The sequence below is a fragment of the Arthrobacter sp. 10T44 genome, from assembly GCF_056393885.1.
The window spans coordinates 616093-640410 of record NZ_JBFTGT010000001.1 but is presented as its reverse complement, the minus strand read 5'-3'; the positions used below and the strand labels follow the sequence as shown (position 1 = coordinate 640410).

Genomic DNA, 24318 nt, shown 5'->3' with positions numbered 1-24318 from the left:
GGTGGCGGCAGGCTGGCGCCATGGAATACCCCGCCACCCAGCCTGAGGACCCCCTCGCTGTTGTATGGGCCGGTTCCGCTGAGTCGGCCCGTCCGTTGACGCCGGGCCCGGGACCTTCGGCAGCAGCCCTGGACCCAAAGCTTCCCGAAGCCGTCAACCTGTGGCGGACCGAGGAACTGCTGGACCGGGGCCTGTCCGCACGGAAAATTCGGCAGCTGGCTGCCGGCGGCGCCCTCCTCAAGCTGCGCCGCGGCTGCTATGTCCGCCGCTCCTTCTGGGCAGCACTCGATGCGGACGGTGCCTCGCGCTTCCGAATCGAGGCCTACGCCCACCGCTGCCTGACAAGCTCAACGGGCGCCTACGTGTTCAGCCACACCACGGCAGCCCGGCTCCACGGCCTCTTTCTGTGGCAAGTAGACGACACCATCCACCTCACGGTGCCGTTCCTCCCGTCGACCGGTGGCCACGCGGGCGACGTGCAGGCGCATACCCGTGCGCTGACTCCCGCCGACGTCGTGCACGTGGCCGGGCATCGCGTTACGTCGCTGGCCCGAACGGCCGCGGACAGCTGCCTCGTCCTGAACTATGCGCAGGGGCTGATTCTGATGGACCATGCCCTGCGACTCGGTGCCGGGCGGGAGGCGGTGGAGCTGGAGTGCGCCCGGCTCCGCGGGGCGCCGGGCGTCTCGACGTTGAAGAAGGTGCTCGCCCATGCGGATCCGCTGTCCGAGTCGCCGGGTGAAACGCTACTCCGCGATCTGGTCCGGCGGCTGAGGCTTCCTGCTCCGCAGCTCCAGTTCGAGGTCCGGACGCGGCTCGGTACGTACAGGCTGGATTGCGCATGGCCGGAGCGGCTGGTGGCGATGGAGTTTGATGGCCGCGGCAAATACTTCGACTATGACCCCACTGCCGAGGCCATTTTTGCCGAGCGGCGCCGCGAGAAGGCACTGATGGAGCTGGGCTGGAGGTTCATCCGGGTCGAATGGCGGGACCTGTTCCGCGAGCACGAGCTGAAGACGAGGCTGCTTCAGGTGCTCGGGCGCTGAGATTGCCGTCTGCTCGCGGCTTTGAGCCGGGCTCGCGGTGTCAGTACCGCGAGCGTGGACGGAGACCGCGAACCGGCCGGGCGCCCAGGAAGGAATTGCGGACCGGGGCGTGACGTGATCGAGTAGGAACATGACTGAACAGCCAGAACCCATGGATCTCCAGCCGCTCAACGACCTCGAAGAGAAGCTCGCCCGGGGGGAGCAGCCGGACGCCAACCCGGTGGAGGTCATCCTGTCCTTCCTCAACAACGAGGTCTACATCGTCAGCTCCGACACGATCGACGGCCCGGACTCCCAGGTGGAGCCGCTGGTGCTCGCCAACGCTGCGGGAGAGCCCGTGCTGGCCGTCTTCTCGCACCCGAGCCGTGTGGCGGAACAGTTCCTCGCCGCGGCGCCGAACGTGCTCGGCACCCAGGGCTCGGCAATCATCGGCAACCTCGGCGACCAGCTGGGTATGGTCATCAACCCCGGCGCCGTCTACGGCTTCGAAATCGACCCGGAGGGCGTGGCGAACATCCGCCGGGACTTCAAGCCGTCCGAGCAGGAGCCGGACTCGGCCCAGGACGACAGCCAGGCCTAAGCGCCCGGGCCTAAGCGGGACGGGCCACGGCGCGAGGTCTCGCCGCTGCGCCCGGTTAGGGCACAGCCCCTCCGGGGAGAATAATGGCAGCATGCGGCTAGGCGTCCTCGATATCGGGTCCAACACTGTCCACCTCCTCCTTGTGGACGCCCACCCCGGCGCGCGCCCGGTCCCGTTCGCCTCGCACAAGCGCCCACTCTCCCTGGTGCAGTTCCTCGACGCGGACGGCAACATCAACGACGCCGGCCAGCATGAACTGATCGAGTTCGTCCTCGAAGCCTGGGAGTTCGCGGCTAAACACAAGGCCGAGGACCTGCTGGCGTTCTGCACCTCCGCGATCCGCGAGGCCACCAACGGGTCCGCCGTCCTGGCCCGCGTCAAGCATGAAACCACCGTGACGCTCCGGGAGCTGACCGGCAGCGAAGAGGCGTCGATGACGTTCTTCGCCGTCCGCCGCTGGTACGGCTGGGGCGCGGGTCCCGTGCTGAACCTGGACATCGGCGGCGGTTCCTTCGAAATGGCCTACGGGGAGGACGAGCTGCCCGAACTGGCGACGTCGGTCCCGCTCGGTGCGAGCCGGCTCACCCGTGACTGGCTGCAGGAGGACCCGCCCTCGGCCAAAAGCGTCAAGGAGCTTCGCCGTTATATCCGGACCACCCTGAAGCCCGTGGTGCGGGACTTCGCGAAGCTGGGCAAGGCCAACCACGTGGCCGGCACTTCCAAGACCTTCCGCTCGCTGGCCCGCATTGCCGGGGCCGCCCCCAGCGGGGCCGGGCCGTACGTCAAACGGGAACTGTTTGCCACGGACCTGGGCCTGTGGGCGCAGCGCATCTCGGCCATGGAGGTGGAGGACCGGTTGAATCTTCCCGGTGTCTCCGAAGCCCGCGCCCACCAGCTTCTGGCCGGCGCGCTGGTGGCGGAAGCGGCCCTCGAAATGTTTGAGTTTCCAAGCTTGGAGATCTGCCCCTGGGCCCTCCGCGAAGGTCTGATCCTCCGCCGGCTGGATCAGCTGGTCTTTGAGGGGCCGCTGCAGCCCGCGCCCCACGTAGCCCGGGCCGACGAGCCCGCCGAGCCGCAGTCACCGGACGCGGACGGGCCCGGCGCCACGTAACAAGCGCCACGTAACAAGCGCTCCGTAACAGGCGCCACGTGACAGGCGCAACGCAACATCGGTCGGCCGGTGACGGGTGGACGGTTTTCGCTCCGAACCGATAATTCCGGCAGCAAGGTGTCGAACCGGACGCACGCCGTTCGTCTACAAGGTGAGAGGCCGGTAAGGAACCGGCCCAATCGTCAAGGAGGACAGCACCATGGCCCAGTACCTGCTCAGCGTTTACCAGCCCGTCGGCCCGGCCCCCGCCCCGGAAGTCCTGGAACCCATCATGCGGGACCTGGAGGCCCTGAACCGCGAAATGAAGGCGGCCGGCGCCTGGGTTTTCGCCGCGGGGCTCCACCCCACCGACACCGCAAAGGTCGTGCGACCGGAGGGCACCGAGCTGCTCATCACTGACGGTCCATTCGTTGAAGCGAAGGAACACCTTGGCGGATTCACCGTTATTGAGGCACCGGACCTCGACGCCGCCCTCGGCTGGGCCGGGCGGCTGACCCGAGCCACCACCCTTCCCATCGAAGTGCGGCCTATCCAGCACTAGCCCAGCACCAGCCGGACCGGTGTGCTGCTTACGGGGCTGTTAAACGGCGAAGGCACCGGCGGTCTGGAACGGGAAAATGGGGGAAACCCGCTACAGCCCACCGGTGCCGGGCAGACATCCGCATGACTGCCTATCATCACTCGCACCCTCAATGAGGTAGTACCTACGCTAATCCCCGATTTTGTGAGCAAGCTGCGCCCAGGATGTGAGCTGGCTGTGAATCGGGCCGGACTGCAATGATGGGGGAATGAGCAACCGAATCGCATTCCTGGGCTGTGGGTCAATGAACGAGGCAATCATGGGCGGCATGATCGCGGGCGGCACGGACCCCGCGGACATTGTCGCCACGGTGCGCCGGGCTGGTCGGGCGGCCGAACTGGCTGAGCGGCACCACGGCATCACGGCCATCGCCGGCGAAGAAGAGCCGGAGAACAACACGCAGGCCGCCACCGGCGCCGCCGTCGTGGTGCTGGGCGTCAAGCCGGTGGGAATCGCCGCTTTGGCCCGGGAGATCAGCGGTTCGCTCTCGCCGGACGCCATCGTGGTCAGCGTTGCCGCTGCGGTGTCGCTGGAGCAGCTGGAAGCGGCGCTCCCGGCCGGACAGCCGGTGATCCGCGCCATGCCGAACACGCCCGCTCGGCTTGGCCGCGGCGTCGTCTCCGTCTCGGCCGGTAAGCACTGCTCGGCGGAGCAACTGCAGCAGGCAAAGGACATCTTCGCGGCCGTCGGCACCGTCGTCGAGATTCCCGAGGAACAGGTGGATGCGCTGTCCGCGATCAGCGGCTCCGGCCCGGCCTACGCCTTCTACTTGGCCGAGGCAATGGCGGCCGCCGGGGCAGAACTGGGACTGGACGCCGAGCTCTCGCTGCTGCTGGCACGCGAAACTGTAGCCGGCGCCGGGTTCATGCTGGCCGAGCCGGGCGCCGACCCCGCGGCGCTGCGCAAGGCAGTGACCAGCCCGAACGGCACCACGGAACGGGCGATCGCCACCTTCGACGAGCGCGGACTCCCGGCGATAATCGCCGACGGCGCCCGGGCCGCCGCCGAGCGGGCCGCCGAAATCACCAGGCAGCTCGGCTAGCCGGAACGCGGTCGCAACCCATGACTCAGCCCGGACCGGGTGGCAGGATAGGACCCATGGAACTGCACATCACAGGGGATCCCGCAGCGGACAAACTCCTCAGCGACGACGCGTTTGCCCTGCTCACCGGCATGCTGTTGGACCAGCAGGTGACCATGGAGTCGGCCTTTGCCGGCCCGGAAAAGATCCGGACGCGCCTCGGGTCCATGGACCCCGCCGCGATCGCCGGTTACGATCCGCAAGGGTTCGTCGAGTTGTTCAAGGAGCGCCCGGCCGTCCACCGGTTCCCCGGATCAATGGCCGGCCGCGTCCAGGCCCTTGCTGAGACGGTACAGACTGACTGGAACGGCGACGCCACGGCCATCTGGACGCAGGGCGGGCCCGACGGGCAGGAGGTGCTGCGCCGGCTCAAGGCGTTGCCGGGATTCGGCGAGCAGAAGGCGAAGATCTTCCTGGCGCTGCTGGGAAAGCAGTGCGGGCTCCAGGCCGAAGGCTGGCGCGAGGCCGCCGGCCACTATGGACAGGAGAACGCCTTCCTGTCCGTCGCTGACATCGTGGATCCGGAGTCGCTGAGCAAGGTGCGGGCCAGCAAGCAGGCAGCCAAGGCCGCCGCGAAGACTGCGAAGACCGCCGGGCCCTGACCCCGCGGTAGCTCAGCCAGCGACGCCGGGACGCGCCCGACGGCGGAGGGAACCTAGTGCGTGGAGGTCGGGACCGTGACTGAACAGGCGGCAGGACGGCTACTCTCCCTTTGGTCTGCCATCGGCGGAACCGCAACGTACGCGCCCCTCGACGCGTCCCTGGACGTGGACGTTGCCGTGATTGGCGGCGGCATTGCAGGACTGACCACCGCGCTGGCCCTGAAACGGGCGGGCCAGTCGGTGGCCGTGCTCGAGGCGGCGCGGGTGGGCACCGGCGTCACCGGGAACACCACGGGCAAGGTCACCTCACTGCACCGGCTTGCCTACTCCGACCTTGCGGCCCGCCACGGCGATTCCACGGCTGGCATCTATGGGCAGGCCAACGAGGCGGCAATTGAACACGTCGCGGCCGTTGTGGCAGCGGAGGGAATCGACTGCGGCTTCCGGCGGGTGGCCAATTACACCTACGCCGAATCCGTGCAGGCCCTTGCGCTGGTCCGGGAGGAAGCGGCGCTGGCCGCGCGGCTGGGGCTGCCGGCATCCTTCACGACAGAGGTGCCGCTGCCCTTCGCGGTCCGGGGCGCCGTCCGGTTCGACGGCCAGGCCCAGATCCACGCGCTCAGGTATGTGCAGGGTCTGGCCCGTGCGGTGGACGGGAACGGCAGCTTCGTCTTTGAGCAGTCGCCTGCTACGAGCTTCCGCGACGGCGCTCCGGCCGAGGTAGTTACGGAACGGGGATCAGTCCGGGCCAAGGAGATCATCGTGGCGACCAACCTGCCGTTCGGGGACGGCGGGCTCTACGTCGGGCGATGCTACGCGCACCGCTCGTATGTCGTCGCCGGCAAGAGCCCAGTTGCTCCGCTGGACGCAACCTTTGTCAGCGTTGATGAGCCGATGCGCTCGATCCTGACCGTCGACGTCGAAGGTACCAGTTACGTGCTGGCCGGCGGCGAAGGACACCCGGCCACCGAAGGCGTTGATTCCGCCGAACGATACCGGCGGCTGGCGGCGTTTGCCCGCGACCGCCTGGGCGCCGGGGAGATTGCGTTCCGCTGGTCCACCCAGGACGCCATGCCTGCCGACGGGCTGCCGTACGTGGGCCGCATGGCTCCGGAGTCCCGGCATGTCCACGTGATCACCGGGCTGCGGAAGTGGGGCCTCACCAACGGCACTGCCGCCGCCCTGATCCTCCGGGACACACTGGGCGGCACCGCCAACCAGTGGGCCGCGGTGTTCGACAGCAACCGAAGCGGCGGCGCCGCGCAGGCGGCGCGGCCGAGCCCGGCGGAGGAGGTTTCCGGCGCCGACGCTGTTCCGGCGTCGGTGGCCCCGGGAGAGGGGAAGGTGGTGGACGTCAACGGCGCCAAAACTGCCGTGTACGTCAGTCCCACGGGGGGCGTCCAGGCGGTCTCGGCCGTCTGCACGCACCTTGGCTGCACCGTGGAGTTCAATCGGACGGACGTGACGTGGGACTGCCCTTGTCACGGTTCCCGGTTCAGCACTGGCGGCACCGTGATCCAGGGGCCGGCCACAAGGAACCTGGCCGCCGGCCCCGCCCCGGACGTCACTGCTTCCAGCCACCGAGGCCTCTAGGCCCGGCGACGGCCGCCGGCACGGGGGAGCGTTGCTACGGCCTTGCGGCGAACCGTTCCAGCAGGTCCACGTGACCGGAGACAATGAGCATGTCCCGCGCGGAAACCTTGGTCTCGGGCCGGGCGTAGGTGAAATCCTCGCCCGGGGATTTCACGCCCACTATCGTGACGCCGTACTTCGAGCGCACTTTCGATTCGTCGAGGGTGAAGCCCACGGTCTCGCGCGGCGGGTACATCTTTACGATCGCGAAGTCGTCGTCGAACTCGATGAAGTCCAGCATCCGGCCGGACACGAGGTGCGCGGCCCGGACCCCCGCGTCGGCCTCCGGGTAGATCACGTGGTTGGCGCCGATGCGGGTCAGGATCTTGCCGTGCGAGGGCGTGATCGCCTTGACCCAGAGGTGCTCGATGCCGAGGTCCACGAGGTTGACCGTGATCAGCACCGAGGACTCGATGGAGGTGCCCACGCCCACGACGGCGGAGCTGAACTCCTGCGCGCCGAGCTGGCGGAGGGCGTCAATGTTGGTCGCGTCGGCCTCCACCACGTGGGTCAGCACGCTGGCCCACTTCTGCACGAGGTTCCGGTCGCGTTCGATGGCCAGCACCTCGCGGCCCTGCTTCACCAGCTGCTCTGCGGTGGACGCGCCGAAGCGGCCCAGCCCGATGACCAGCACGGGCGCATTGTGGGCGGGACGGTTGACGGCGCCTGAGGAACTAGCCAATGATCGGTCTCTCTTCCGGGTAGTGGTACAACTGGCTGCGCTGGCGCAGGGCCAGCCCAGCGGCGAGGGTGACGGTGCCGACGCGGCCGGCAAACATCAGGACGGTGAGGACATAGACGCCGGCCGGGGGCAGCTCTGCGCTGAGGTTGGTGCTCAGGCCCACGGTGGCGAACGCTGAAATGGTTTCGAACAACACCCGGTCCAGCGATGCGCCGCTGATCTGCAGCAGCAGCAGGGCCGAGACCGCCACCAGGGTGGCGCCGGCGACTATGACCGAGATGGCCACCCGCATGGTCCCCTCCGGGATGGTGCGGCCGTAGATCTTCACATCAGCGTCGCCGCGGGCCTCGGCGATGATGGCCAGGAACATCACCGCGATGGTGGTCACCTTGATGCCCCCGGCGGTCGAGGCCGAGCCGCCGCCGGCAAACATCAGCGCGTCGGTCAGCAGCATGGTGGTGGAGTCCATCTGGTTCTGGTCCACCAGGTTGAAGCCGCCCGAGCGGGTCATCACGGAGGCGAAAAGCGAGTGCGTGATCTTGTCGCCCAGGCTCATGCCGCCGATGGTGCGCATGTTCTCCCACTCCATCAGCCCCCAGAGCACGGTGCCCGCGGCCAACAGGATCAGCGAGACCTGGATGGTCAGCTTGGTGTGCAGGTTCCATTTCTTCCAGTTCAGGCCGTTCTGCTGCAGCACCATGACGACCGGGAAGCCGAGGCTGCCAAGGAAGACGCCGATCATCAGCGGAATCAGGATCCACAGGTCGGTTTCGTACGGCACGATGCCGTCCGAATGGGGCGTGAAGCCGGCATTGTTGAACGCCGAAATGGAGTAGAAGACGCCGTGCCAGAATGACTGGCCGACGCTTTCGCCCAGTGCCAGGAACCTCGGAACCAGGGCAGCGGCCAGGGCCGCCTCAATGACCACGGAGGTGACGATGACGATCCGCAGCAGCGTGCCCACCTCGCCGAGGCGGCCCGCGTTGTTCATGGCCTCCTGCGCGATGAGCTTGCCGCGCACACCGAGTTTCTTGCTGACCATCAGTGCCAGCAGCGACGCCAGGGTCAGGGTCCCGAGGCCGCCGACGAAGATGCCGACCAGGATCACGAGCTGGCCGAAGAAGGACCAGTGCACCGCCGTGGACACAACGGTCAGCCCCGTCACGCATACCGCCGACACCGCCGTGAAGAGGGCTTGGTGCAGCGGGGTCACCTGCCCCGTCGCCGAGGACACGGGCAAGGTGAGCAGGACGGTAAAGATCAGGACGACCACGGCGAAGGCGGAGACGGCCAGGCGGGCCGGGGAGGTGTTGGCGATGTCGTCGACGAAGTCGCGCAACCGGGTGAAGATCCACAGGCCCTCGCGCTCCGGCTGGCCGGGGTGCCAGCTGGCCGGGCTCGGTGACCTCGACTGGCTTTGCGTCATGTGCGGCTTGTCCTCGGTTGAAACGGCGTCCTTCAGTAGTAAACCACTATATTCCGCGCAACGACGGGGATCGGGGCGGTGCGCTCCGGTAGCCTGTGATTGATGACCTTCCTGCCCGGACTCGCCCAGACCGCCCTGCCGACGACGGTGGTGTGGGACTCCGCCATGACGGCGTACAACTTCGGCCACAGCCACCCGATGGCGCCCGAACGTATGGAGCTCACCGCGCGGCTGGCCCGGAGCCTTGGACTGTTGGACCTGGACCACGTCAGCGTGGCGGCACCCTCGGTGGCTACCGACGAGGAACTGGGTGCCGTGCACAGCGCGGAATATGTCGCCGCCGTCCGCCGCGTCAGTGCCGACCCGGACACCCCGGATCTGGAACGCGGCCTCGGCACCGAAGACGACCCGGCCTTCGCCGGCATGCACGAGGCCAGCGCGCGGCTGGCTGGCGGCTCCCTGCTGGCGGCCGCCGCCATCCTGGACGGCAGCGCGGTCCGGGCCGTGAACTTCGGCGGCGGCATGCACCACGCCTCCCGCGAGCGGGCCAGCGGCTTCTGTATCTACAACGACGCCGCCCTGGCCATCCAGCGGCTGCTCGATGGCGGCGTGCAACGGGTGGTGTATGTCGATGTCGACGCGCACCACGGAGATGGAACGCAGAGCATCTTCTGGGACGATCCCAGGGTGCTGACGATCTCGCTGCACGAGACCGGGCTGACGCTGTTCCCTGGCACCGGGTTCGCCAACGAGATCGGCGGCCCGAACGCCCAGGGCAGCGCCGTGAACGTGGCGCTCCCGGCCGGGACCGGAGATGCCGGCTGGCTGCGGGCCTTCCACGCGATCGTTCCGCAGTTGGTGGGAGCCTTTGAGCCGGAGGTCATCGTCAGCCAGCATGGCTGTGATTCGCACCGCCTGGATCCGCTGACGCACCTGAACATCAGCGTGGACGGCCAGCGGGAGGCCGCCACGGCGATCGGCAACCTCGCGGCCCGCTACTGCGAGAACCGCTGGATCTCCACCGGCGGCGGGGGCTACAACGTGATCACAGTGGTCCCGCGCTCCTGGAGCCACCTGATCGCGATCGCCGCCGGGCGCCCGGTCCCGCTGCGGACCGCCGTCCCCGAGGACTGGCGGCAATATGTGCAAGAAAAATATGGAGCCAAGTACGGCGTCGAACCGCCTACGGTGATGGGCGACGACGTCGATCTCTGGTGGCGTTCCTGGGAGGTCGGGTTCGATCCCAACGACGAGGTGGACCGCACCGTGATGGCCACCCGCAAGGAAGTTTTCCCGCTCTACGGACTGGATCCCTGGTTCGACTAGGCTGCGGTTCCGGGCTGCCGGGCGAGGGCTGCGCAGACGCCCGTAATTAGTGGATGCCATCCGGCGTATATGTCGCTAGGGTGGAGGGCATGGTGACAGACGACGTATTTGCCGTCATTGCTGAGGCAACCCGGCGTGACATTCTGGTGTCCCTCCGCAACGGGGACAAAGCGGTGGGGGAGCTGGTCCAGGAGCTCGAGGCGAGCCAGCCCACCATTTCCAAGCACCTTAAAGTCCTGCGCGAAGCCGACCTGGTCAGCATGCGCGCCCAAGGCCAGAAGCGATACTACGCGCTCAACCCCAAGCCGCTGGCTGGCGTCGCCAGTTGGCTCGAGACGTTCGACGTCGGCCGCGCTGCCGCTGCCGAGCCCTCGACGCCGCCCGCCACCCCGGCACCCGGCCCGGACAGTCTTGCCGCCGCCGTGACTACCCCGCCGACTGCAGCGGAACCGGCCGCAGCGGCGTTGGCCGAACGTACCGCGGGCAGCACGCTCAGCCCCGCCGTCGCCCTCCCCGTCGGCACCGCCGGGGAGGACAAACGGCCGCAGCAGATCGGCCGGACCGTTGGCCGCGCCGCCACCCGCGCCGCGGACCTGCTGGCGAACCTGCCAAAATTCGGCCGGAAAAAGTAGCAGGCCCCACTGCCGCGCCCAGATGGCAGTTCGCGGCAGTGTTCGGCACAAACACTGCCGCGAACTGCCCTCTCGCGGAACCGTGGGCTATCTGGCAAGGAGCCGGACGTGGTCCGGGGTGAGCTCGGAGATCCGGCTGACGCCCAGCAGCGCCATGGTGCGCCGCATATCCGTCTCGAGGATCTGGATGGCCCTGTCCACCCCGGCCCGGCCGCCGGCCATCAGGCCGTAAAGGTAGGCGCGGCCGATCAGGGTGAAGTCCGCACCCAGCGCCAGTGCCGCGATGATGTCCGCGCCGCTCATGATGCCGGTGTCCAGGATGACTGCAGCGTCGCTGTTGTCCGCCTTGAGCGCCGCGGAGACCTCCGGGAGCAGGTGGAAGGGGATGGGGGCCCGGTCCAGCTGGCGGCCGCCGTGGTTGGAGAGCACGATGCCGTCCGCGCCGTGGTCCACGACCTTGCGCGCGTCGTCGACGGTCTGGATGCCCTTGACCACGAGCTTGCCTTTCCAGGTTTCACGCAGCCAGTCGAGGTCCGCGAAGGTCAGGGTGGGATCGAACATGGAGTTGATCAGGTCCGCCACGGTGCCGGTGTAGCGCGACAGCGAGGCGAAGGTCAGCGGCTCGTGCGTGAGGAAGTTGAACCACCACGCGGGCCGGTAGGAAGCGTCCAGCACGGTCTTGAGCGTCAGCGCCGGAGGGATGGTCATGCCGTTGCGGACATCGCGCAGGCGGGCGCCCGCGACGGCGGTATCCACCGTCACCATGAGCGTGTCGTTGCCTGCCTGGGCGGCGCGTTCGATCAGTTCCAGCGAACGGTCCCTGTCCGTCCACAGATACAGCTGGAACCAGTTGCGGCCGTCCGGGGCCGCGGCGGCCACGTCCTCGATCGACGCGGTGCCCATGGTGGAGAGCGTGTACGGAATGCCGGCGGCCGCGGCGGCCCGGGAACCGGCGTACTCGCCCTCGGACTGCATCATCCGGGTGAAGCCGGTGGGCGCGATGCCGAAGGGCAGCCGGGCGGCCTTGCCCAGGATCTCGGTGCCGAGGTCCACGCTGGAGACGTCGCGCAGGATGCCGGGACGGAATTCGATGTCCAGGAAGGCCTGGCGGGCCCGGCGCAGGGTGATCTCGGCCTCGGCCGCCCCGTCCGTGTAGTCGAACGGCGCCTTCGGGGTGCGACGCTTGGCCATGTCCCGCAGATCCCAGATGGTGCTGGCCCGGCGCAGCTTCGCCTCGCGGCCGAAGTCCGGCTTCTGGAATTGCATCAGCGGTGCGAGGTCAGCGTACTTTGGCACCCGGCGCTTGAGGGCGGCAGGCAGTCCGCCCCCGCGCGGCACCGGGCCCCTGCCTGCGGTGGGCGTCCCGTTGGCGGAAGTCCCGCCGGTGTGATGGCTGGTGGCGGTGTCCTCCGCCGTCGTAGGGGCCTCGGGGTTGCCCATGATGGGGGGTTGCGTCATTGCTGCCTCCGGTGCGTCTCGTCACAGTCTGTGGTCCAACCACACTCTAAGGGACGCCGTCGGAATATTACGGCGCCGCTTTGCCCTCCGGCTGTTGACGGAGCTATGGTCGGTGGCATGACTAACCGTTGGTATGCGTATTTTTCGTTGGCTCTGGAGGGGCCCGCGTCTAACTGACACGCATCCAACACACCTTCAGAGCCAACAGGGCAGAGATCATCCTCTGCCCTTCGCCATTTCTCCGGCGGGTTCTGATCAGGGCCCGCTCCGCACCCGGAACAGGACCCACCATGAGCATCGAAGCAGCCCCTGACAGCCAGCAGACCACGTCCAACCTGCGCGTCAGCCAATTCACCGCGCTGCCCACCCCGCAGGAGATGATCGCGGAACTCCCGCTGGATGCCCGCGGCTCCGAGGTCGTCGGCCGCGGCCGGGACGAGGTCCGCGCGATCATGGACGGCGTCGACGACCGGCTCCTGGTGATCGTGGGCCCGTGCTCCATCCACGATCCCAAGGCCGGACTGGAATACGCCCGCCGGCTGGTCAGCCAGGCCGAGAAGCACCGCGAAGACCTGCTGATCGTCATGCGCACCTACTTCGAGAAGCCGCGCACCACGGTCGGTTGGAAGGGCCTGATCAACGATCCGCGGCTCGACGGCAGCCACGACATTGCCGCGGGTCTGCGCGCCGCCCGCCAGTTCCTGCGCCAGGTCACCGCGCTGGGACTGCCCACCGCCACGGAATTCCTCGAGCCCATCAGCCCGCAGTACATGGCGGACCTCGTCGCGTGGGGTGCCATCGGGGCGCGCACCACGGAAAGCCAGATCCACCGCCAGCTGGCGTCCGGGCTGTCCATGCCGATCGGCTTCAAGAACGGGACCGACGGCGGCCTGCAGGTGGCGCTTGACGCCTGCAGTGCTGCGGGTGCCGCCCAGGCCTTCCTGGGGATCGACGGCGACGGAAGGGCCGCGCTGGTCAGCACCGCCGGAAACCCGGACACCCACGTCATCCTGCGCGGCGGCAGCGACGGCCCGAACTTCTCCGCCGCCGACGTCGAAGCCGCCTCCGCCCGGCTCGCCGCCGGGCAGCTGAACCCGCGGCTGATCGTGGACGCGAGCCACGCCAATAGCGGCAAGAACCACCACCGGCAGGCCGAGGTCGCGCTGGAGATCGGTGCCCAGCTCGAGGACGGCGGGGCCTCCGCGTCCGCCATCGCCGGCGTCATGCTGGAGAGCTTTCTGGTGGGCGGGGCGCAGTCCCTTGACGTTGCCGAACACGCCGCGGGAACCGATCAGCTGCTGTACGGCCAGAGCGTCACGGATGCCTGCATGGACTGGGACGTGACGGCGTCGCTGCTCGGCCAGCTGGCGGCGTCGGCACGCACCCGGCGGGTCCGGGGTTGAACGCGGGGGCGCAGGAGGGGCCAAGCGGGAAAATCCTGCGGAAATCCTTCGCAGAATCCTGCGGAAACCTTTCACATTGGCACCATGAACCCCTAGAGTATCTAGCACATGGTTGTTTGATGGCTCAGCATCGGCACACCGCCATGTCGTTCAGACGGGGCAGCCGTTCGCTTGAGCAAAAGGAATAGGGAAATGTCTTCGGAGGCCAACTTCTCCAACGCGCGCTTTCTCACCGTGGCCGAGGTCGCGGATGTAATGCGGGTATCAAAGATGACCGTGTATCGCCTGGTGCACTCCGGCGAAATGCCGGCGGTGCGCTTTGGCCGCTCCTACCGGGTTCCGGAAAACGCCGTCGAACAGTATCTCAAGGGTGCTGTTGTTGACGGACGTACTGAGACGGCCTGAGTCTTCCGCTGTCGCACCGGGCCGCGGCAGACCCCTTCCCGGGGCCTGCGGTCGTGGTGTGCCCCGGATAGGCGGTACCCTGTTAAGGAACGTTTTACGTCATTGTAATAACCTGTCAGTTGTTCAGTCTGCTTGCTTAGCCCGCGGACCCTTCCCAACGGGCAGGTACTGCATCTAGCCGGTAAGGAACTTTCGTGGGTTCAGTTATTAAGAAGCGTCGCAAGCGTATGGCCAAGAAGAAGCACCGCAAGCTGCTTCGCAAGACGCGCCACCAGCGTCGCAACAAGAAGTAGAGATACTTCGAACAGCGTCAATGCCCGTTGCCTTTACGGCGGCGGGCATTTTCTTTTCGGCAACGCGCGGCGGATCCGGCAATACGCGGCGGATCCGGACAGGGGCACCCGGGATCCGGGGTGCGCCCGTCCGAACGCGTAGCGGGCTGGCCCCGGAGTGCGCTTAGGCCGTGGGGCCGCGGAAGCGGGAGAAGCCCCGCCAGAGACCGTAGATGGCCCCGCCGACGGTTGCGGCCTTCAGGCCCAGGGTCGCGGCGCGACGGCCGGACCGGAAGTCGTAGACCGGCCAGTTGTGTTCGCGGGCGTGGCGGCGCAGCCGGGCGTCGGGGTTGATGGCCACCGGGTGCCCGACCATGCTGAGTAGCGGAATGTCATTGTGGGAGTCGCTGTAGGCCCAGCAGCGGTTCAGGTCCAGGCCCTCCGCCTCGGCAATGCCGCGGACTGCGACGGCCTTGGCCGGGCCGTGCAGGATTTCGCCCACCAGCCGTCCGGTGTAGGAGCCGTCGTGGATCTCGCCCACGGTGCCGAGGGCGCCGGTGAGGCCCAGCCGGGTGGAAATGACGGTGGCCACCTCGATCGGCGTGGCCGTGACCAGCCAGACCCGGCGGCCCACCCGCAGGTGCTGTTCGGCCAGGGCCTTGGTGCCGGGCCAGATCCGGGACTCGATCATCTCGTCGTAGACTTCCTCGCCGAGGGCTTCGATGTCCTGCACGGTGAAACCCGAGGCGAGGCTCAGGGCGGTGTCGCGGACGGCGTGGACGTCGTCCATGTTCTCGCCGCGGAACACGAACATCAGCTGCTTCCAGGCAAAGCCCGCCGCCTGGGGAATGGTGAACGCCCCGCGCTGATGCATTTTGCGGGCCACGTGGAAGAGACTGGCGCCCCTCATAAGGGTGTTGTCAACGTCGAAGAAGGCGGCTTCGCCGTGCTGCGGTGACGCAACAGGCCGCGTGGCCACAGCGACGATCTTCTCCTCGGGCATGCCACGAGTCTAGTCAATGGCGGGGGATCCCACGCGCAGAAAGGGCCCCGCCGCACCGGCCGCCCGGCTGGAACACCAGGTCGCGTCGACGCCGGGCCGGGCGCCGGGCTACCGTGGAACCATGGCCATACCCGCGCCCCTTCCCGATGTCGTACTCATCACCAAAGCTGACTGCCACCTGTGCGCGGACGCGCGCGACGCCGTCGGCCGGGTCACCGCTGCGCTGGGACTCGGCTGGTCCGAGCGGTCCATCGACGACGACGATGTCCTGCGCGAGCGCTACGCCGAGGAGATCCCGGTACTGCTGGTGGACGGGGTCCAGCGGGATTTCTGGCGGATCGACGAGGTTCGGCTGGCCCGAACCCTGCGCCGCGCCCTCGGCCAGTCAGCCTGAGTGCACCCCGGGCAAGCGGCTGCGGCGACGCGGTCCCCGGCTTTGTGGCCCGAACTGCGGGGGCTCTAGAGTGGAGTCACAACGCGACGCAATGGAGCAGATAGTGACTTCGCTGGATTCTTCACCCGACGCCCTGCCCGGGGCGGCCGGACCTGCTGCCAAGCAGATCCCGCCCGCGGCCGTGGCGCGGCTGACGATCTATTTGCGCGCCCTGACCACTTTGCTGGCCGAGGGGGTGGACCGAGTCTCCTCTGAATCGCTCGCCGAGGCTTCGGGCGTCAGTTCCTCCACCCTCCGCAAGGACCTCTCCTATGTGGGGTCCTATGGAACGCGGGGCGTGGGCTATGAGGTGCAGTACCTGAACCGGCACATTGCCGCGGCCCTGGGTTTGACCCATGACTGGAAAGTTGCGATCGTCGGCGCCGGCAACCTCGGCAAGGCCCTCGCCCGGTACGGCGGCTTCGAGTCCCGGGGCTTTGACATCGTGGCGATCTTCGACGCCGACCAGATGGTGGTGGGCAGCGAGGTTGGCTGGCTGCGGGTGAGCGACGCCGCAGATCTGGAAGCCGTGCTGCGCCGCACCGGGACCAACATGGTGGTCCTGGCGCTGCCCGCGGCCGTGGCGCAAAGCGTGTGCGACCGGGTAGTGGCCGCAGGCGTGCGCAGCATCCTGAGCTTCGCCCCGGTCATGCTGCAGGTCCCGCCGGGAGTCAATCTCCGCAAGGTGGATATGGCCACCGAGCTGCAGATTCTCGCCTACCACGCACAAAGGGCGCAGGACCCGGAAGACGCCGACTGACTTCAGTCGGCCCATCCGGGTCCCGCGCCCTCTGCAGCGGTTCCTGGTTAGCGGCCGTAGGGGTTCTGCGCGTACGGGTTGGAGAACGGCTGCTGCTTCTGGAAGTAGGGGGAAACCGTCGGCAGGTACAGGATCACGATGCCGGCCACGCCCATCAGGATCACGATGATCTGCAGCACGCCGGAGAGGGCGCCGAAGGCGAATACGCCGCCGAACAGGCCAAACAGCGACAGGGCGGCAAAGACCGTTCCCAGGATGCGGGCCCAATTCTTGCCCTTGCGGACCGGGAATGCGACCAGTGCGTAGAGCCCGAAGGAGATGAGGCCGCCAATGATGCCGCTGATGGGGACGATTGCCCGCACCGCATTGAGTTCGTCCGCTGAGAGCCTCCTGCCCTGCTGGGCGCCGGCCTGCTGCATAGCGGTCTCAAAGTAGTCCGCCCCGGTAAAGGACACAACCAGGCTGCTGATGAGGGACAGGATGCCCGCACCGATGATGAGCCAGAAGGCGAGGTCGAGCTGCGGCGGCCTGGTCCCGGCTCCGCCGGTGGGGAGTTCCGACGGATACTGCGCGTAAGGGGATTGGCCGTAGGGGCTCTGGCCGAACTGGCCCGGGGCCTGCCCGTAGGCCGGCGGCTGCTGGCCATAGCCGGGAGCCTGCTGCCCGTACTGGGGCGCGTTTTGCCCGTACTGCGGAGCCTGCTGCCCGTACTGCGGAGCCTGCTGCCCGTACTGGGGAGCCTGCGGGGCGTTCTGGCCATACTGCGGAGCCTGCTGGCCGTACTGGGGCGCCTGCGGGGCGTTCTGCCCATACTGCGGAGCCGGCGGCTGCTGTCCGAACTGGGGGGCGTTCTGGCCGTACTGCGGAGCCTGCTTGCCCGACTCGGGTCCGTCCGGGCTGGAAGGCTCGACTGGCGGGTTACTCATGGCGGTCCTTTGCATTTCGATGACGGGATGGGCTACCGGGACCAGTGTCTTCACCCTGCCCCCAGCATGGTTTAACTACACCGTACCCCGCGCTCGCGGCGGTTTGGGTCATTCCGCGGAGGTATTCTGAGGGGCATTTTTGGAGCCGCCGGCACGCGGGTATCCGCGTTTCCGGAGGCAAAGCCACCGAGGAGCAGCCTGGTGCCGAGGAAGGTCAGGAACGGCCCTTGAACGCGTCGAACCAGGCCTGCGACTTCGGCAGCCACATCAGCACGGTCGCCACCAGGCTGATGACGAAGCCGGGCCAGCTTCCGCCCCCCGCGACGCCGATGCTGGCCAGGGCGAGCACCAGGCTGACGCCAGCGGCGATGGTGAGGGCGAACCTGGCCCATTCCCAGCCCTCCTTCATCTTCATCGCCAGCGTGACCTGTGCCGCGGCCAGGGCTACCGCCACCAGCACCAGCAATAGCAGCAGGATGCCGGCCGGGGGCGAGACCACAAAGAGGACCAGGGTGCCGAAGAGCCCGATCACGCCTGCGAGCAGGCCGAGCAACCCGCCAATCACCCAGACCCAGTAGGAGATCTTCAGCTCCGTGGGCATGGCCGGGAGGTTGAGGATCCCGGAATAACCGCCCAGGGGGAGCGCGTCCCGGAAGTTCCGCGGCCGGTCGGCCGGCCACTCGATCCGGAACCCGCCGAACCGCCCGGGCTGACCCGGTCCGACCGGCGGAACGCTGCCCGGTTCCGGCGGAATGGCGCCTGGCTGATCGGGCTCGGGGACGTCGCCGGTATTGCTCATGGATTTCACTTTAGACCGCGAAACCGGTGGTTCCTAGCTGACTCCGGGGCGGGAGCGGAGGCCGCCCGGCGCGCTCGTGGAACGCGCCCAAGTCAGCCCCCGAAGCGGCCCCGGTTAAACCAAACACCCCGCGCCATCCGGGGATGGCGCGGGGTGTTGAAGAGGGCGTCGCGTGGACGGGCCCTGTCCGCCGCTCGGGGCGGCGCGGACTACGCTGCGGGGGCGATGAAGGCCAGTTCGAGGTTGATGGCAACCTTGTCGCTGACCAGCACGCCGCCAGCCTCGAGGACGGCGTTCCAGGTCAGGCCGAAGTCCTTGCGGCTGATTGTGGTCTCGGCGGTCAGGCCGGCGCGGGTGTTGCCGAACGGGTCAACGGCCACGCCGTTGAGCTCGGTTTCCAGCGCTACGGGACGGGTGACACCCTTGATCGTGAGGTCGCCCTGGAGCTCGTAGGCGTCGCCCTTGGGGACGATGGCGTTGGAGACGAAGGAGATCTCCGGGAACTTCTCGACGTCGAAGAAGTCTTCGCCGCGGACGTGGCCGTCGCGGTTGACGTCGCCGGAGTCGAAGCTCGCGGTCTTGATGGTGGCGTTCACCTTGGAGTCGGCGACGTTCTCGGCGAGGTCCAGGGTTGCGTCGGCTTCCTTGAACTGGCCGCGGACTTTGCTGATGCCCGCGTGGCGGACGGTGAAGCCGATTTCGCTGTGCGAGGAGTCGAGGGTCCAGGTGCCGGTGGTGAGGTTGGCGGGAAGTGCCATGGTGATTCTCCTTGAGTCGGGTGGGTCGTGCGGAAGTTCATCTGATCGTCGGTCTTCACTTCATTGGTTGAAGTCTCAACTAACTGCTTCACCCAGTATAAACATGCATTTGCATCTTTTATTCCACCCCCGGGGAACATTTCCCAAAAAGTTTCAGTTCTACCTCTTGTAGAAGATTTCGTCATTGCCCCTGCCCTTTGAGAAACTGGTACACATGCCCCAAGCCACTGTTCACTTGCTCCGCCACGGCGAGGTCCACAATCCCGAAGGCGTCCTGTACGGCAGGCTGCCCGAGTTCCACCTCTCCGAACTGGGTCAGCAGATGGCCCGGATGCTTGCCGAGCACTTCAGTGACCGCGCCGCGCAGGGGGCGAAGATCGTGCACCTCGCGGCGTCCCCGCTGACCCGTGCGCAGGAAACGGCGCAGCCGATCTCCGAGGCCCTCGGCCTTGAAATCGCCACCGAGGAGCGGATCATCGAGGCCGCCAACTACTTCCAGGGGATGCAGGTGTCCAAAGGCGAGATCTTCAAACCGAAGCACTGGCCGATGCTCCGCAACCCGCTCCGGCCGTCCTGGGGCGAGCCGTACAAAGAGCAGGCCGCGCGCGTGACCGCCGCGGTGCAGGACGCACGCCTGCGGGCCGTCGAGCTCGGCGGCGACGGCGCCGAGGCCATCCTGGTGAGCCACCAGCTGCCCATCTGGGCCACCCGGCTCAGCGCCGAGGGCAGGCCGTTGTGGCACGACCCGCGCAAGCGCGAATGCACGCTCACCTCCGTGACCTCCCTCGTATTCAACGACGACGGGACGCTGCTTCGCGTCGACTACAGCGAGCCCGCCGCCGTCCTCCTGCCCGGTGCCTCCAGCACCCCGGGAGCCTGAACATGTTCGACGACGACTCCCGCCTGTCCCGCCGCGGCGTCCTCACCGCCGGCGGTGCGGCCCTGGCCGCCATGCTGGGCCTGACCGGCTGCGCCCAGGAGGACGACCTCGCCAAGCAGGCCAAGGCGGGGGATAACAAGAACTACGTCGCCGGCGACGGCTCGGTGACCGAATTCGCCGCTGCCGACCGGAAAAAACCGGTGGAGATCAAGGGCACCCTGTTCGACGGCACCGAAGTCACGGCGTCGCAGTTTCAGGGCAAGGTGACGGTGCTCAACTTCTGGTTCGCCGCCTGCGCGCCGTGCCGGGTCGAGGCGCCGTCGCTGGAGGCCCTGCACCAGGAGTTCAAGAGCCAGGGCGTCCAGTTCTTCGGCGTCAACCTGAGGGACGAAAAACCGACGGCTGAAGCGTTCGACAAGACCTTCAACCTGACGTACCCGAGCTTCAACGACAAGGACGGCGCGGTGCTGCTGGCCGTCTCCGGGCTGGTTCCGCCCGGCGCGGTCCCCACCACGCTGGTGCTCGACAAGCAGGGCCGAGTCGCCTCCCGGGTGCTTGGCGAAATCCAGAAGGGCACCCTCAAGTCCCTCATCGCCGCAGCCGTGGCCGAGTAAGGCCGGCGCCGTGAACAGCCCCTTCGCCGAAGCCATCCTGAACGGTTCGCTGCTGCTCGCCATCCCGGTGGCGCTGCTGGCCGGACTCGTATCCTTCCTCTCGCCCTGCGTGCTGCCGTTGGTGCCCGGATACCTCGGGTACGTGACGGGCCTGACAGGCGTCGACCTGCAGAAGCAGAAGCGGGGCCGGATGCTGGCCGGGATCGGATTGTTCGTCCTCGGCTTCTCGGTGATCTTCGTGCTCCTCGGCGGGGCCTTCGGCCAGCTGGGAACGCTGATCACCGGCTCCCAGAACGCCTGGATTACGCAACTGCTCGGCGTGCTGGTGATCGTGATGGGCGTCGTGTTCATGGGCGGCTTCTCCTGGCTGCAGCGCGACGCGAAGATCCACGCCAAGCCGCCAGCCGGGCTTTGGGGTGCGCCGCTGCTGGGCATCACGTTCGGCCTCGGCTGGGCCCCGTGCATCGGCCCGACCTATTCGGCGGTGCAGCTGCTGAGCCTTTCCGGGGGATCGTCCGCGGCGAAGGGCGCCCTGCTGGCCTTCGTGTATAGCCTTGGGCTGGGCATTCCCTTCCTGCTGATCGCCCTGGCCGTCCGCCGCGGCGTCGGGGTGCTCTCCTTCTTCCGCAAACACCGGCTCGCCATCCAGCGCACCGGCGGCGGAATCCTGATTGCGCTGGGCGTGCTGATGGCCAGCGGGGTGTGGGGTGCCTGGGTGTCCGGGCTGCAGTACTGGTTCCAAACCGATGTGAAATTGCCGATCTGATGAGCGAGCGAGTGAACGTAGAGAAGAAATCCCCGTCCCCCGGCACGCCCGATCACGGAACCAGTCCCGTCGAAGCCGCGAAGGCAGGCGCTGTGCTGCCCTCGCTGGGGCCGGTGGGCATGCTCCGCTGGGCGTGGACGCAGCTGACCAGCATGCGTACCGCGCTGTTCCTGCTGCTGTTGCTCGCCGTCGCCGCGGTGCCCGGATCGCTCTTCCCGCAGCGGCCCGCTAACCCTGCGGTGGTCACCCAGTACATCAAGGACCACCCGGACTACGGCAAGATCCTGGACTCCCTGCAGCTCTACGATGTCTACTCCTCGGCGTGGTTCTCCGCGATTTACATCCTGCTGTTCATCTCGCTGATCGGCTGCGTGGTGCCCCGCGCCATCGTGCACTACAAAGCCATGCGTTCCCAGCCCCCGCGCACCCCGGCACGGCTGTCCCGGCTGCCCGAGTACGGCACCATGGTGGTCCCCGCCGACGCCGGGATCCCGGCGTCGCGCGCCATTGACGACGCCGCCGCCCTGCTGAGGAAGCGCGGCTACCGCGTCGACGTGCGGGACCGCGACGGCGAACGGCCCTCGCTCGGCGCGGAACGCGGCTTCTTCCGGGAGGTCGGCAACCTTGTCTTCCACACCGCCCTGATCGGTGTCCTGGTGTCCGTCGCGGCCGGCGGCTTGTTCGGCTACAGCGGCCAACGGATCCTGGTCGAGGGGGACACCTTCGTGAACACCCTGGTGGGCTACGACCAGTTCACCCCGGGCACCAATTTCCAGAGCAGCCAGCTGGAGCCTTACTCCATCCAGCTGGACAAGTTCCACATCACCTTCGACCGCGAATCGAAGGGCAAGTTCGGCCAGCCCATCGACTTCAAGGCTGACGTCACCACCAAGGAGAACCCGGGCGCGCCTGCCAAGCAGGAGGTGCTGAAGGTCAATGACCCGCTCAGCCTGGGCGGCACCAGCGTCTACCTGACCGGCAACGGCTACGCCCCGGTGGTCACGGTGCGCGACGGCGCCGGCAACATCGCCATGCAGGGACCGGTGGTGGCCAAGCTGCAAGGCGACAACTACTACTCCTCCGTGGTCATCAAGGTCCCCGATGCCAAGCCGGAGCAGCTGGCCTTCGCGGGCTTCTTCCTGCCTACCGCGTTCATCACGAAGGAAGGAGTTTCCTTCAGCGGCGATCCTGAACTGTTCAACCCGCAGCTGACGCTGAACTCGTACTACGGCGACCTCGGACTGAACAGCGGCTCGCCGCAGAACGTGTTCGAACTCGATGTGAAGAAACTGACGCCGCTAAACGCCCGCAACCTGCCCACCAAGGGCATCGTGCTGACCCCCGGGACCACTCACACCCTGCCCAACGGCAAGGGCACCATCAGCTTCGACGGCGTGAAGCGTTACATCGGCGTGGACATCCACCACAACCCGGGCCAGGGCTACGCCTTGTTCTTCGCCCTGCTCGCCGTCGCCGGCCTGGTCACGTCGCTGTACGTCAACCGCCGCCGCGTCTGGGTCCGCACCGGCACCCACGAGGACGGCCGCACCATGGTGGAGTACGGTCTCCTGGCCCGCGGCGAGGACCACCGCCTGGCCGGGGAAGCCGCCGCCATCCGGGCCCTGCTGTCGGCAGCCTGGCCGCTCGATGATGGGGCCGCGGACGATTCGGGGGAGGATTCCCAGCCTGTTCCCAGCGCGACAGCGGATAATGACCGGGCGGACACCGGCGCACGCGCCGACGCCGGCGCGCAGGCCTCCACGGACCAACCCGCAGCAGACTTCATCCAGTCCACAGTAGGCTCTCCTGAGTCAAAGAAGGATCAGTAATGTTCCCCATCAACGAAACCATGGGCCAGTACAGCGAGCTCTTTATGCTGCTCGCGGCCGGCACCTACACGGTGGCCTTCATCGCCTTCGCCTGGGACCTGGCCAAGAGCAGCAAGACCCTGCGCGCGGTGGACCTGAAGGCGGCAGAGCTGTCCGGAGCCGAGACGGTCCGTGTCCCGGTGGGCGCCGGCGTCGGTGGCTCCTCCGCCGCCGTTGACCGCGCCGCTTCCGACGTCAGCGGCCCTGTCGGACGGGCCGAGCGCCCGACGTCGTCGGTCTCGGGCAGCCGGGCAAGCGGAGCCGGCGTGACCGCCGACGGCGGCATGCGCTACGGCGCCGAACGCCGGGTTCCGGCCCGGGTCGCCGTCGCCCTCGCCGTGCTGGGCGCCGCCATCCACGCCGCCGGCGTCATCACCCGCGCGATCGGCGCGGGCCGGGTGCCGTGGGGCAACATGTACGAGTTCCTGACCACCGGCGCGTTCGTGGCGGTGGCGGTCTTCCTTCTGGTGCTGATCCGCCGCGACCTGCGGTTCCTGGGTACCTTTGTGATCGGCCTGGCCATCATCATGCTGGTCGCGGCCTCGGTCGCGTTCTGGACGCCCGTGGGCCACCTCGTGCCGGCGCTGCAGAGCTACTGGCTGATTATCCACGTCTCCATCGCGGTGATGTCCTCAGCCCTGTTCACCCTGACCTTCGCGATGTCCGCGCTGCAGCTGGTCCAGTCGCACCGGCAGAAGACCATTGCCGCGGGCGGGGCAGACAAGCTGGGCTTCATGCGCCTGGTCCCCAACGCCCTGAGCCTGGAAAACCTGTCCTACCGGATCAACGCGATCGCCTTCGTCGGCTGGACGTTCACGCTGATGTTCGGCGCCATCTGGGCCGAGAAGGCCTGGGGCCGCTTCTGGGGCTGGGACACCAAGGAAGTCTGGACCTTCGTGATCTGGGTGGTCTACGCCGGCTACCTCCACGCCCGCGCCACCCGCGGCTGGACCGGAACCCGCGCGGCCTGGCTCTCGATCGTCGGCTACCTGTGCGTGGTCTTCAACTTCACCATCGTGAACCAGTTCTTCAACGGACTGCACTCCTACTCGGGGCTGTAAGGCGCCGGGAGTTCGCTTCGCCAGGGTTGGGCGCTTAGATTCCTCGTCCATTCGCCACAGATGGCCGCTAAGCCACCCCGCTTAGCGGCCATTCCTGTCAGATCGGCCAAACGACGCCGCACCAACCAGGCCCGCACCCCGAACCGCCGCGATTCGCCACAAATGGCCGCTAACCCTCGGGCCTGAATCGTCGATTCGCCACAAATGGCCGCTA

The 24318-nt window shown here is 67.7% G+C and carries 26 protein-coding genes; 19 read left to right on the top strand and 7 right to left on the bottom strand.

Features of this window, described 5'->3' with window-relative positions; genetic code table 11:
* The first annotated feature begins 20 nt into the window (after positions 1-20).
* From AC1DBL_RS02985 to AC1DBL_RS02955, 7 genes are all read left to right on the top strand, one after another.
* Complete coding sequence (locus tag AC1DBL_RS02985) at positions 21-1046, top strand: type IV toxin-antitoxin system AbiEi family antitoxin domain-containing protein (RefSeq protein WP_476917007.1); 1026 nt, start codon at positions 21-23, stop codon at positions 1044-1046.
* A gap of 130 nt (positions 1047-1176) precedes the next feature.
* A complete protein-coding gene (locus tag AC1DBL_RS02980; protein WP_476892010.1) occupies positions 1177-1626 on the top strand; it encodes an SseB family protein in 450 nt (149 codons plus the stop codon).
* 91 nt (positions 1627-1717) lie between these two features.
* A complete protein-coding gene (locus AC1DBL_RS02975; RefSeq protein WP_476908381.1) occupies positions 1718-2737 on the top strand; it encodes a Ppx/GppA phosphatase family protein in 1020 nt (339 codons plus the stop codon).
* Positions 2738-2936: 199 nt separating this feature from the next.
* Positions 2937-3278: a YciI family protein gene (locus AC1DBL_RS02970; RefSeq protein ID WP_441416824.1), complete on the top strand. Its 342-nt coding sequence runs from the start codon at positions 2937-2939 to the stop codon at positions 3276-3278.
* Between the two features lie 247 nt (positions 3279-3525).
* The gene (gene proC / locus AC1DBL_RS02965) at positions 3526-4359 is read left to right on the top strand and encodes a pyrroline-5-carboxylate reductase (protein WP_441416825.1); all 834 of its coding nucleotides are present in this window, start codon (positions 3526-3528) and stop codon (positions 4357-4359) included.
* 56 nt (positions 4360-4415) lie between these two features.
* Entirely contained in the window at positions 4416-5000 is a 585-nt protein-coding gene (locus AC1DBL_RS02960; RefSeq protein ID WP_441416826.1) for an HhH-GPD-type base excision DNA repair protein, read from the top strand.
* A gap of 75 nt (positions 5001-5075) precedes the next feature.
* A complete protein-coding gene (locus AC1DBL_RS02955) occupies positions 5076-6593 on the top strand; it encodes an FAD-dependent oxidoreductase (RefSeq protein ID WP_476925429.1) in 1518 nt (505 codons plus the stop codon).
* A gap of 34 nt (positions 6594-6627) precedes the next feature.
* On the opposite strand, the gene AC1DBL_RS02950 is transcribed toward AC1DBL_RS02955, so the two are convergent.
* Positions 6628-7266 (bottom strand): potassium channel family protein, encoded by a 639-nt coding sequence (locus AC1DBL_RS02950; RefSeq protein ID WP_175321539.1) that lies wholly within the window; start codon positions 7264-7266, stop codon positions 6628-6630.
* 40 nt (positions 7267-7306) lie between these two features.
* Entirely contained in the window at positions 7307-8740 is a 1434-nt protein-coding gene (locus AC1DBL_RS02945; RefSeq protein WP_476925428.1) for a TrkH family potassium uptake protein, read from the bottom strand.
* A gap of 102 nt (positions 8741-8842) precedes the next feature.
* Here AC1DBL_RS02945 and AC1DBL_RS02940 point away from each other — a divergent pair, with 102 nt between their 5' ends.
* Both AC1DBL_RS02940 and AC1DBL_RS02935 read left to right on the top strand, forming a co-directional pair.
* On the top strand, positions 8843-10066 hold the full coding sequence (locus AC1DBL_RS02940; protein WP_476892016.1) for an acetoin utilization protein AcuC: 1224 nt from the start codon (positions 8843-8845) through the stop codon (positions 10064-10066).
* 89 nt (positions 10067-10155) lie between these two features.
* Positions 10156-10698 carry an ArsR/SmtB family transcription factor gene (locus AC1DBL_RS02935; RefSeq protein WP_441416830.1) on the top strand — a complete coding sequence of 181 codons (543 nt, stop codon included), beginning with the start codon at positions 10156-10158 and terminating at the stop codon, positions 10696-10698.
* A gap of 87 nt (positions 10699-10785) precedes the next feature.
* On the opposite strand, the gene AC1DBL_RS02930 is transcribed toward AC1DBL_RS02935, so the two are convergent.
* The gene (locus tag AC1DBL_RS02930; protein ID WP_476892018.1) at positions 10786-12156 is read right to left on the bottom strand and encodes an alpha-hydroxy acid oxidase; all 1371 of its coding nucleotides are present in this window, start codon (positions 12154-12156) and stop codon (positions 10786-10788) included.
* Positions 12157-12446: 290 nt separating this feature from the next.
* Here AC1DBL_RS02930 and AC1DBL_RS02925 point away from each other — a divergent pair, with 290 nt between their 5' ends.
* The 3 genes from AC1DBL_RS02925 to AC1DBL_RS02915 all read left to right on the top strand — a co-directional run bounded on the left by AC1DBL_RS02925 (position 12447) and on the right by AC1DBL_RS02915 (position 14257).
* A complete protein-coding gene (locus tag AC1DBL_RS02925) occupies positions 12447-13559 on the top strand; it encodes a 3-deoxy-7-phosphoheptulonate synthase (RefSeq protein WP_476925427.1) in 1113 nt (370 codons plus the stop codon).
* A 192-nt stretch (positions 13560-13751) separates the two neighbouring features.
* A complete protein-coding gene (locus AC1DBL_RS02920; RefSeq protein WP_346957799.1) occupies positions 13752-13964 on the top strand; it encodes a helix-turn-helix domain-containing protein in 213 nt (70 codons plus the stop codon).
* 194 nt (positions 13965-14158) lie between these two features.
* Positions 14159-14257 (top strand): 30S ribosomal protein bS22, encoded by a 99-nt coding sequence (locus tag AC1DBL_RS02915; protein WP_003792170.1) that lies wholly within the window; start codon positions 14159-14161, stop codon positions 14255-14257.
* A 163-nt stretch (positions 14258-14420) separates the two neighbouring features.
* On the opposite strand, the gene AC1DBL_RS02910 is transcribed toward AC1DBL_RS02915, so the two are convergent.
* Positions 14421-15239 (bottom strand): HAD family hydrolase, encoded by an 819-nt coding sequence (locus tag AC1DBL_RS02910; RefSeq protein WP_441416833.1) that lies wholly within the window; start codon positions 15237-15239, stop codon positions 14421-14423.
* Between the two features lie 121 nt (positions 15240-15360).
* On the opposite strand from AC1DBL_RS02910, the gene AC1DBL_RS02905 reads away from it, so the two are divergent.
* Entirely contained in the window at positions 15361-15633 is a 273-nt protein-coding gene (locus AC1DBL_RS02905; RefSeq protein ID WP_441416834.1) for a glutaredoxin family protein, read from the top strand.
* A 103-nt stretch (positions 15634-15736) separates the two neighbouring features.
* Entirely contained in the window at positions 15737-16432 is a 696-nt protein-coding gene (locus AC1DBL_RS02900; protein ID WP_441416835.1) for a redox-sensing transcriptional repressor Rex, read from the top strand.
* 47 nt (positions 16433-16479) lie between these two features.
* Here the strand turns inward: AC1DBL_RS02900 and AC1DBL_RS02895 are convergent, their stop codons facing one another.
* From AC1DBL_RS02895 to AC1DBL_RS02885, 3 genes are all read right to left on the bottom strand, one after another.
* Positions 16480-17358 carry a GtrA domain-containing protein gene (locus AC1DBL_RS02895; RefSeq protein ID WP_476925554.1) on the bottom strand — a complete coding sequence of 293 codons (879 nt, stop codon included), beginning with the start codon at positions 17356-17358 and terminating at the stop codon, positions 16480-16482.
* A 214-nt stretch (positions 17359-17572) separates the two neighbouring features.
* Positions 17573-18157, bottom strand: coding sequence for a hypothetical protein (locus AC1DBL_RS02890; protein ID WP_441416836.1), 585 nt, complete (start codon positions 18155-18157; stop codon positions 17573-17575).
* A 209-nt stretch (positions 18158-18366) separates the two neighbouring features.
* Positions 18367-18915, bottom strand: coding sequence for a YceI family protein (locus AC1DBL_RS02885; protein ID WP_175321455.1), 549 nt, complete (start codon positions 18913-18915; stop codon positions 18367-18369).
* Between the two features lie 214 nt (positions 18916-19129).
* Here AC1DBL_RS02885 and AC1DBL_RS02880 point away from each other — a divergent pair, with 214 nt between their 5' ends.
* The 5 genes from AC1DBL_RS02880 to ccsB are packed head-to-tail and all read left to right on the top strand — an operon-like array spanning position 19130 to position 24104.
* Entirely contained in the window at positions 19130-19795 is a 666-nt protein-coding gene (locus AC1DBL_RS02880) for a histidine phosphatase family protein (protein ID WP_441416837.1), read from the top strand.
* Between the two features lie 2 nt (positions 19796-19797).
* Positions 19798-20409 (top strand): TlpA family protein disulfide reductase, encoded by a 612-nt coding sequence (locus AC1DBL_RS02875; RefSeq protein WP_441416838.1) that lies wholly within the window; start codon positions 19798-19800, stop codon positions 20407-20409.
* Positions 20410-20419: 10 nt separating this feature from the next.
* Entirely contained in the window at positions 20420-21175 is a 756-nt protein-coding gene (locus AC1DBL_RS02870) for a cytochrome c biogenesis CcdA family protein (RefSeq protein ID WP_476925426.1), read from the top strand.
* A complete protein-coding gene (gene resB, locus AC1DBL_RS02865; RefSeq protein WP_476925425.1) occupies positions 21175-23004 on the top strand; it encodes a cytochrome c biogenesis protein ResB in 1830 nt (609 codons plus the stop codon). Before AC1DBL_RS02870 ends, resB begins: the two co-directional genes overlap by 1 nt.
* Entirely contained in the window at positions 23004-24104 is a 1101-nt protein-coding gene (gene ccsB / locus AC1DBL_RS02860; RefSeq protein WP_441416841.1) for a c-type cytochrome biogenesis protein CcsB, read from the top strand. The genes resB and ccsB overlap by 1 nt, the downstream gene beginning before the upstream one ends.
* The last annotated feature ends 214 nt before the right edge of the window (positions 24105-24318 follow it).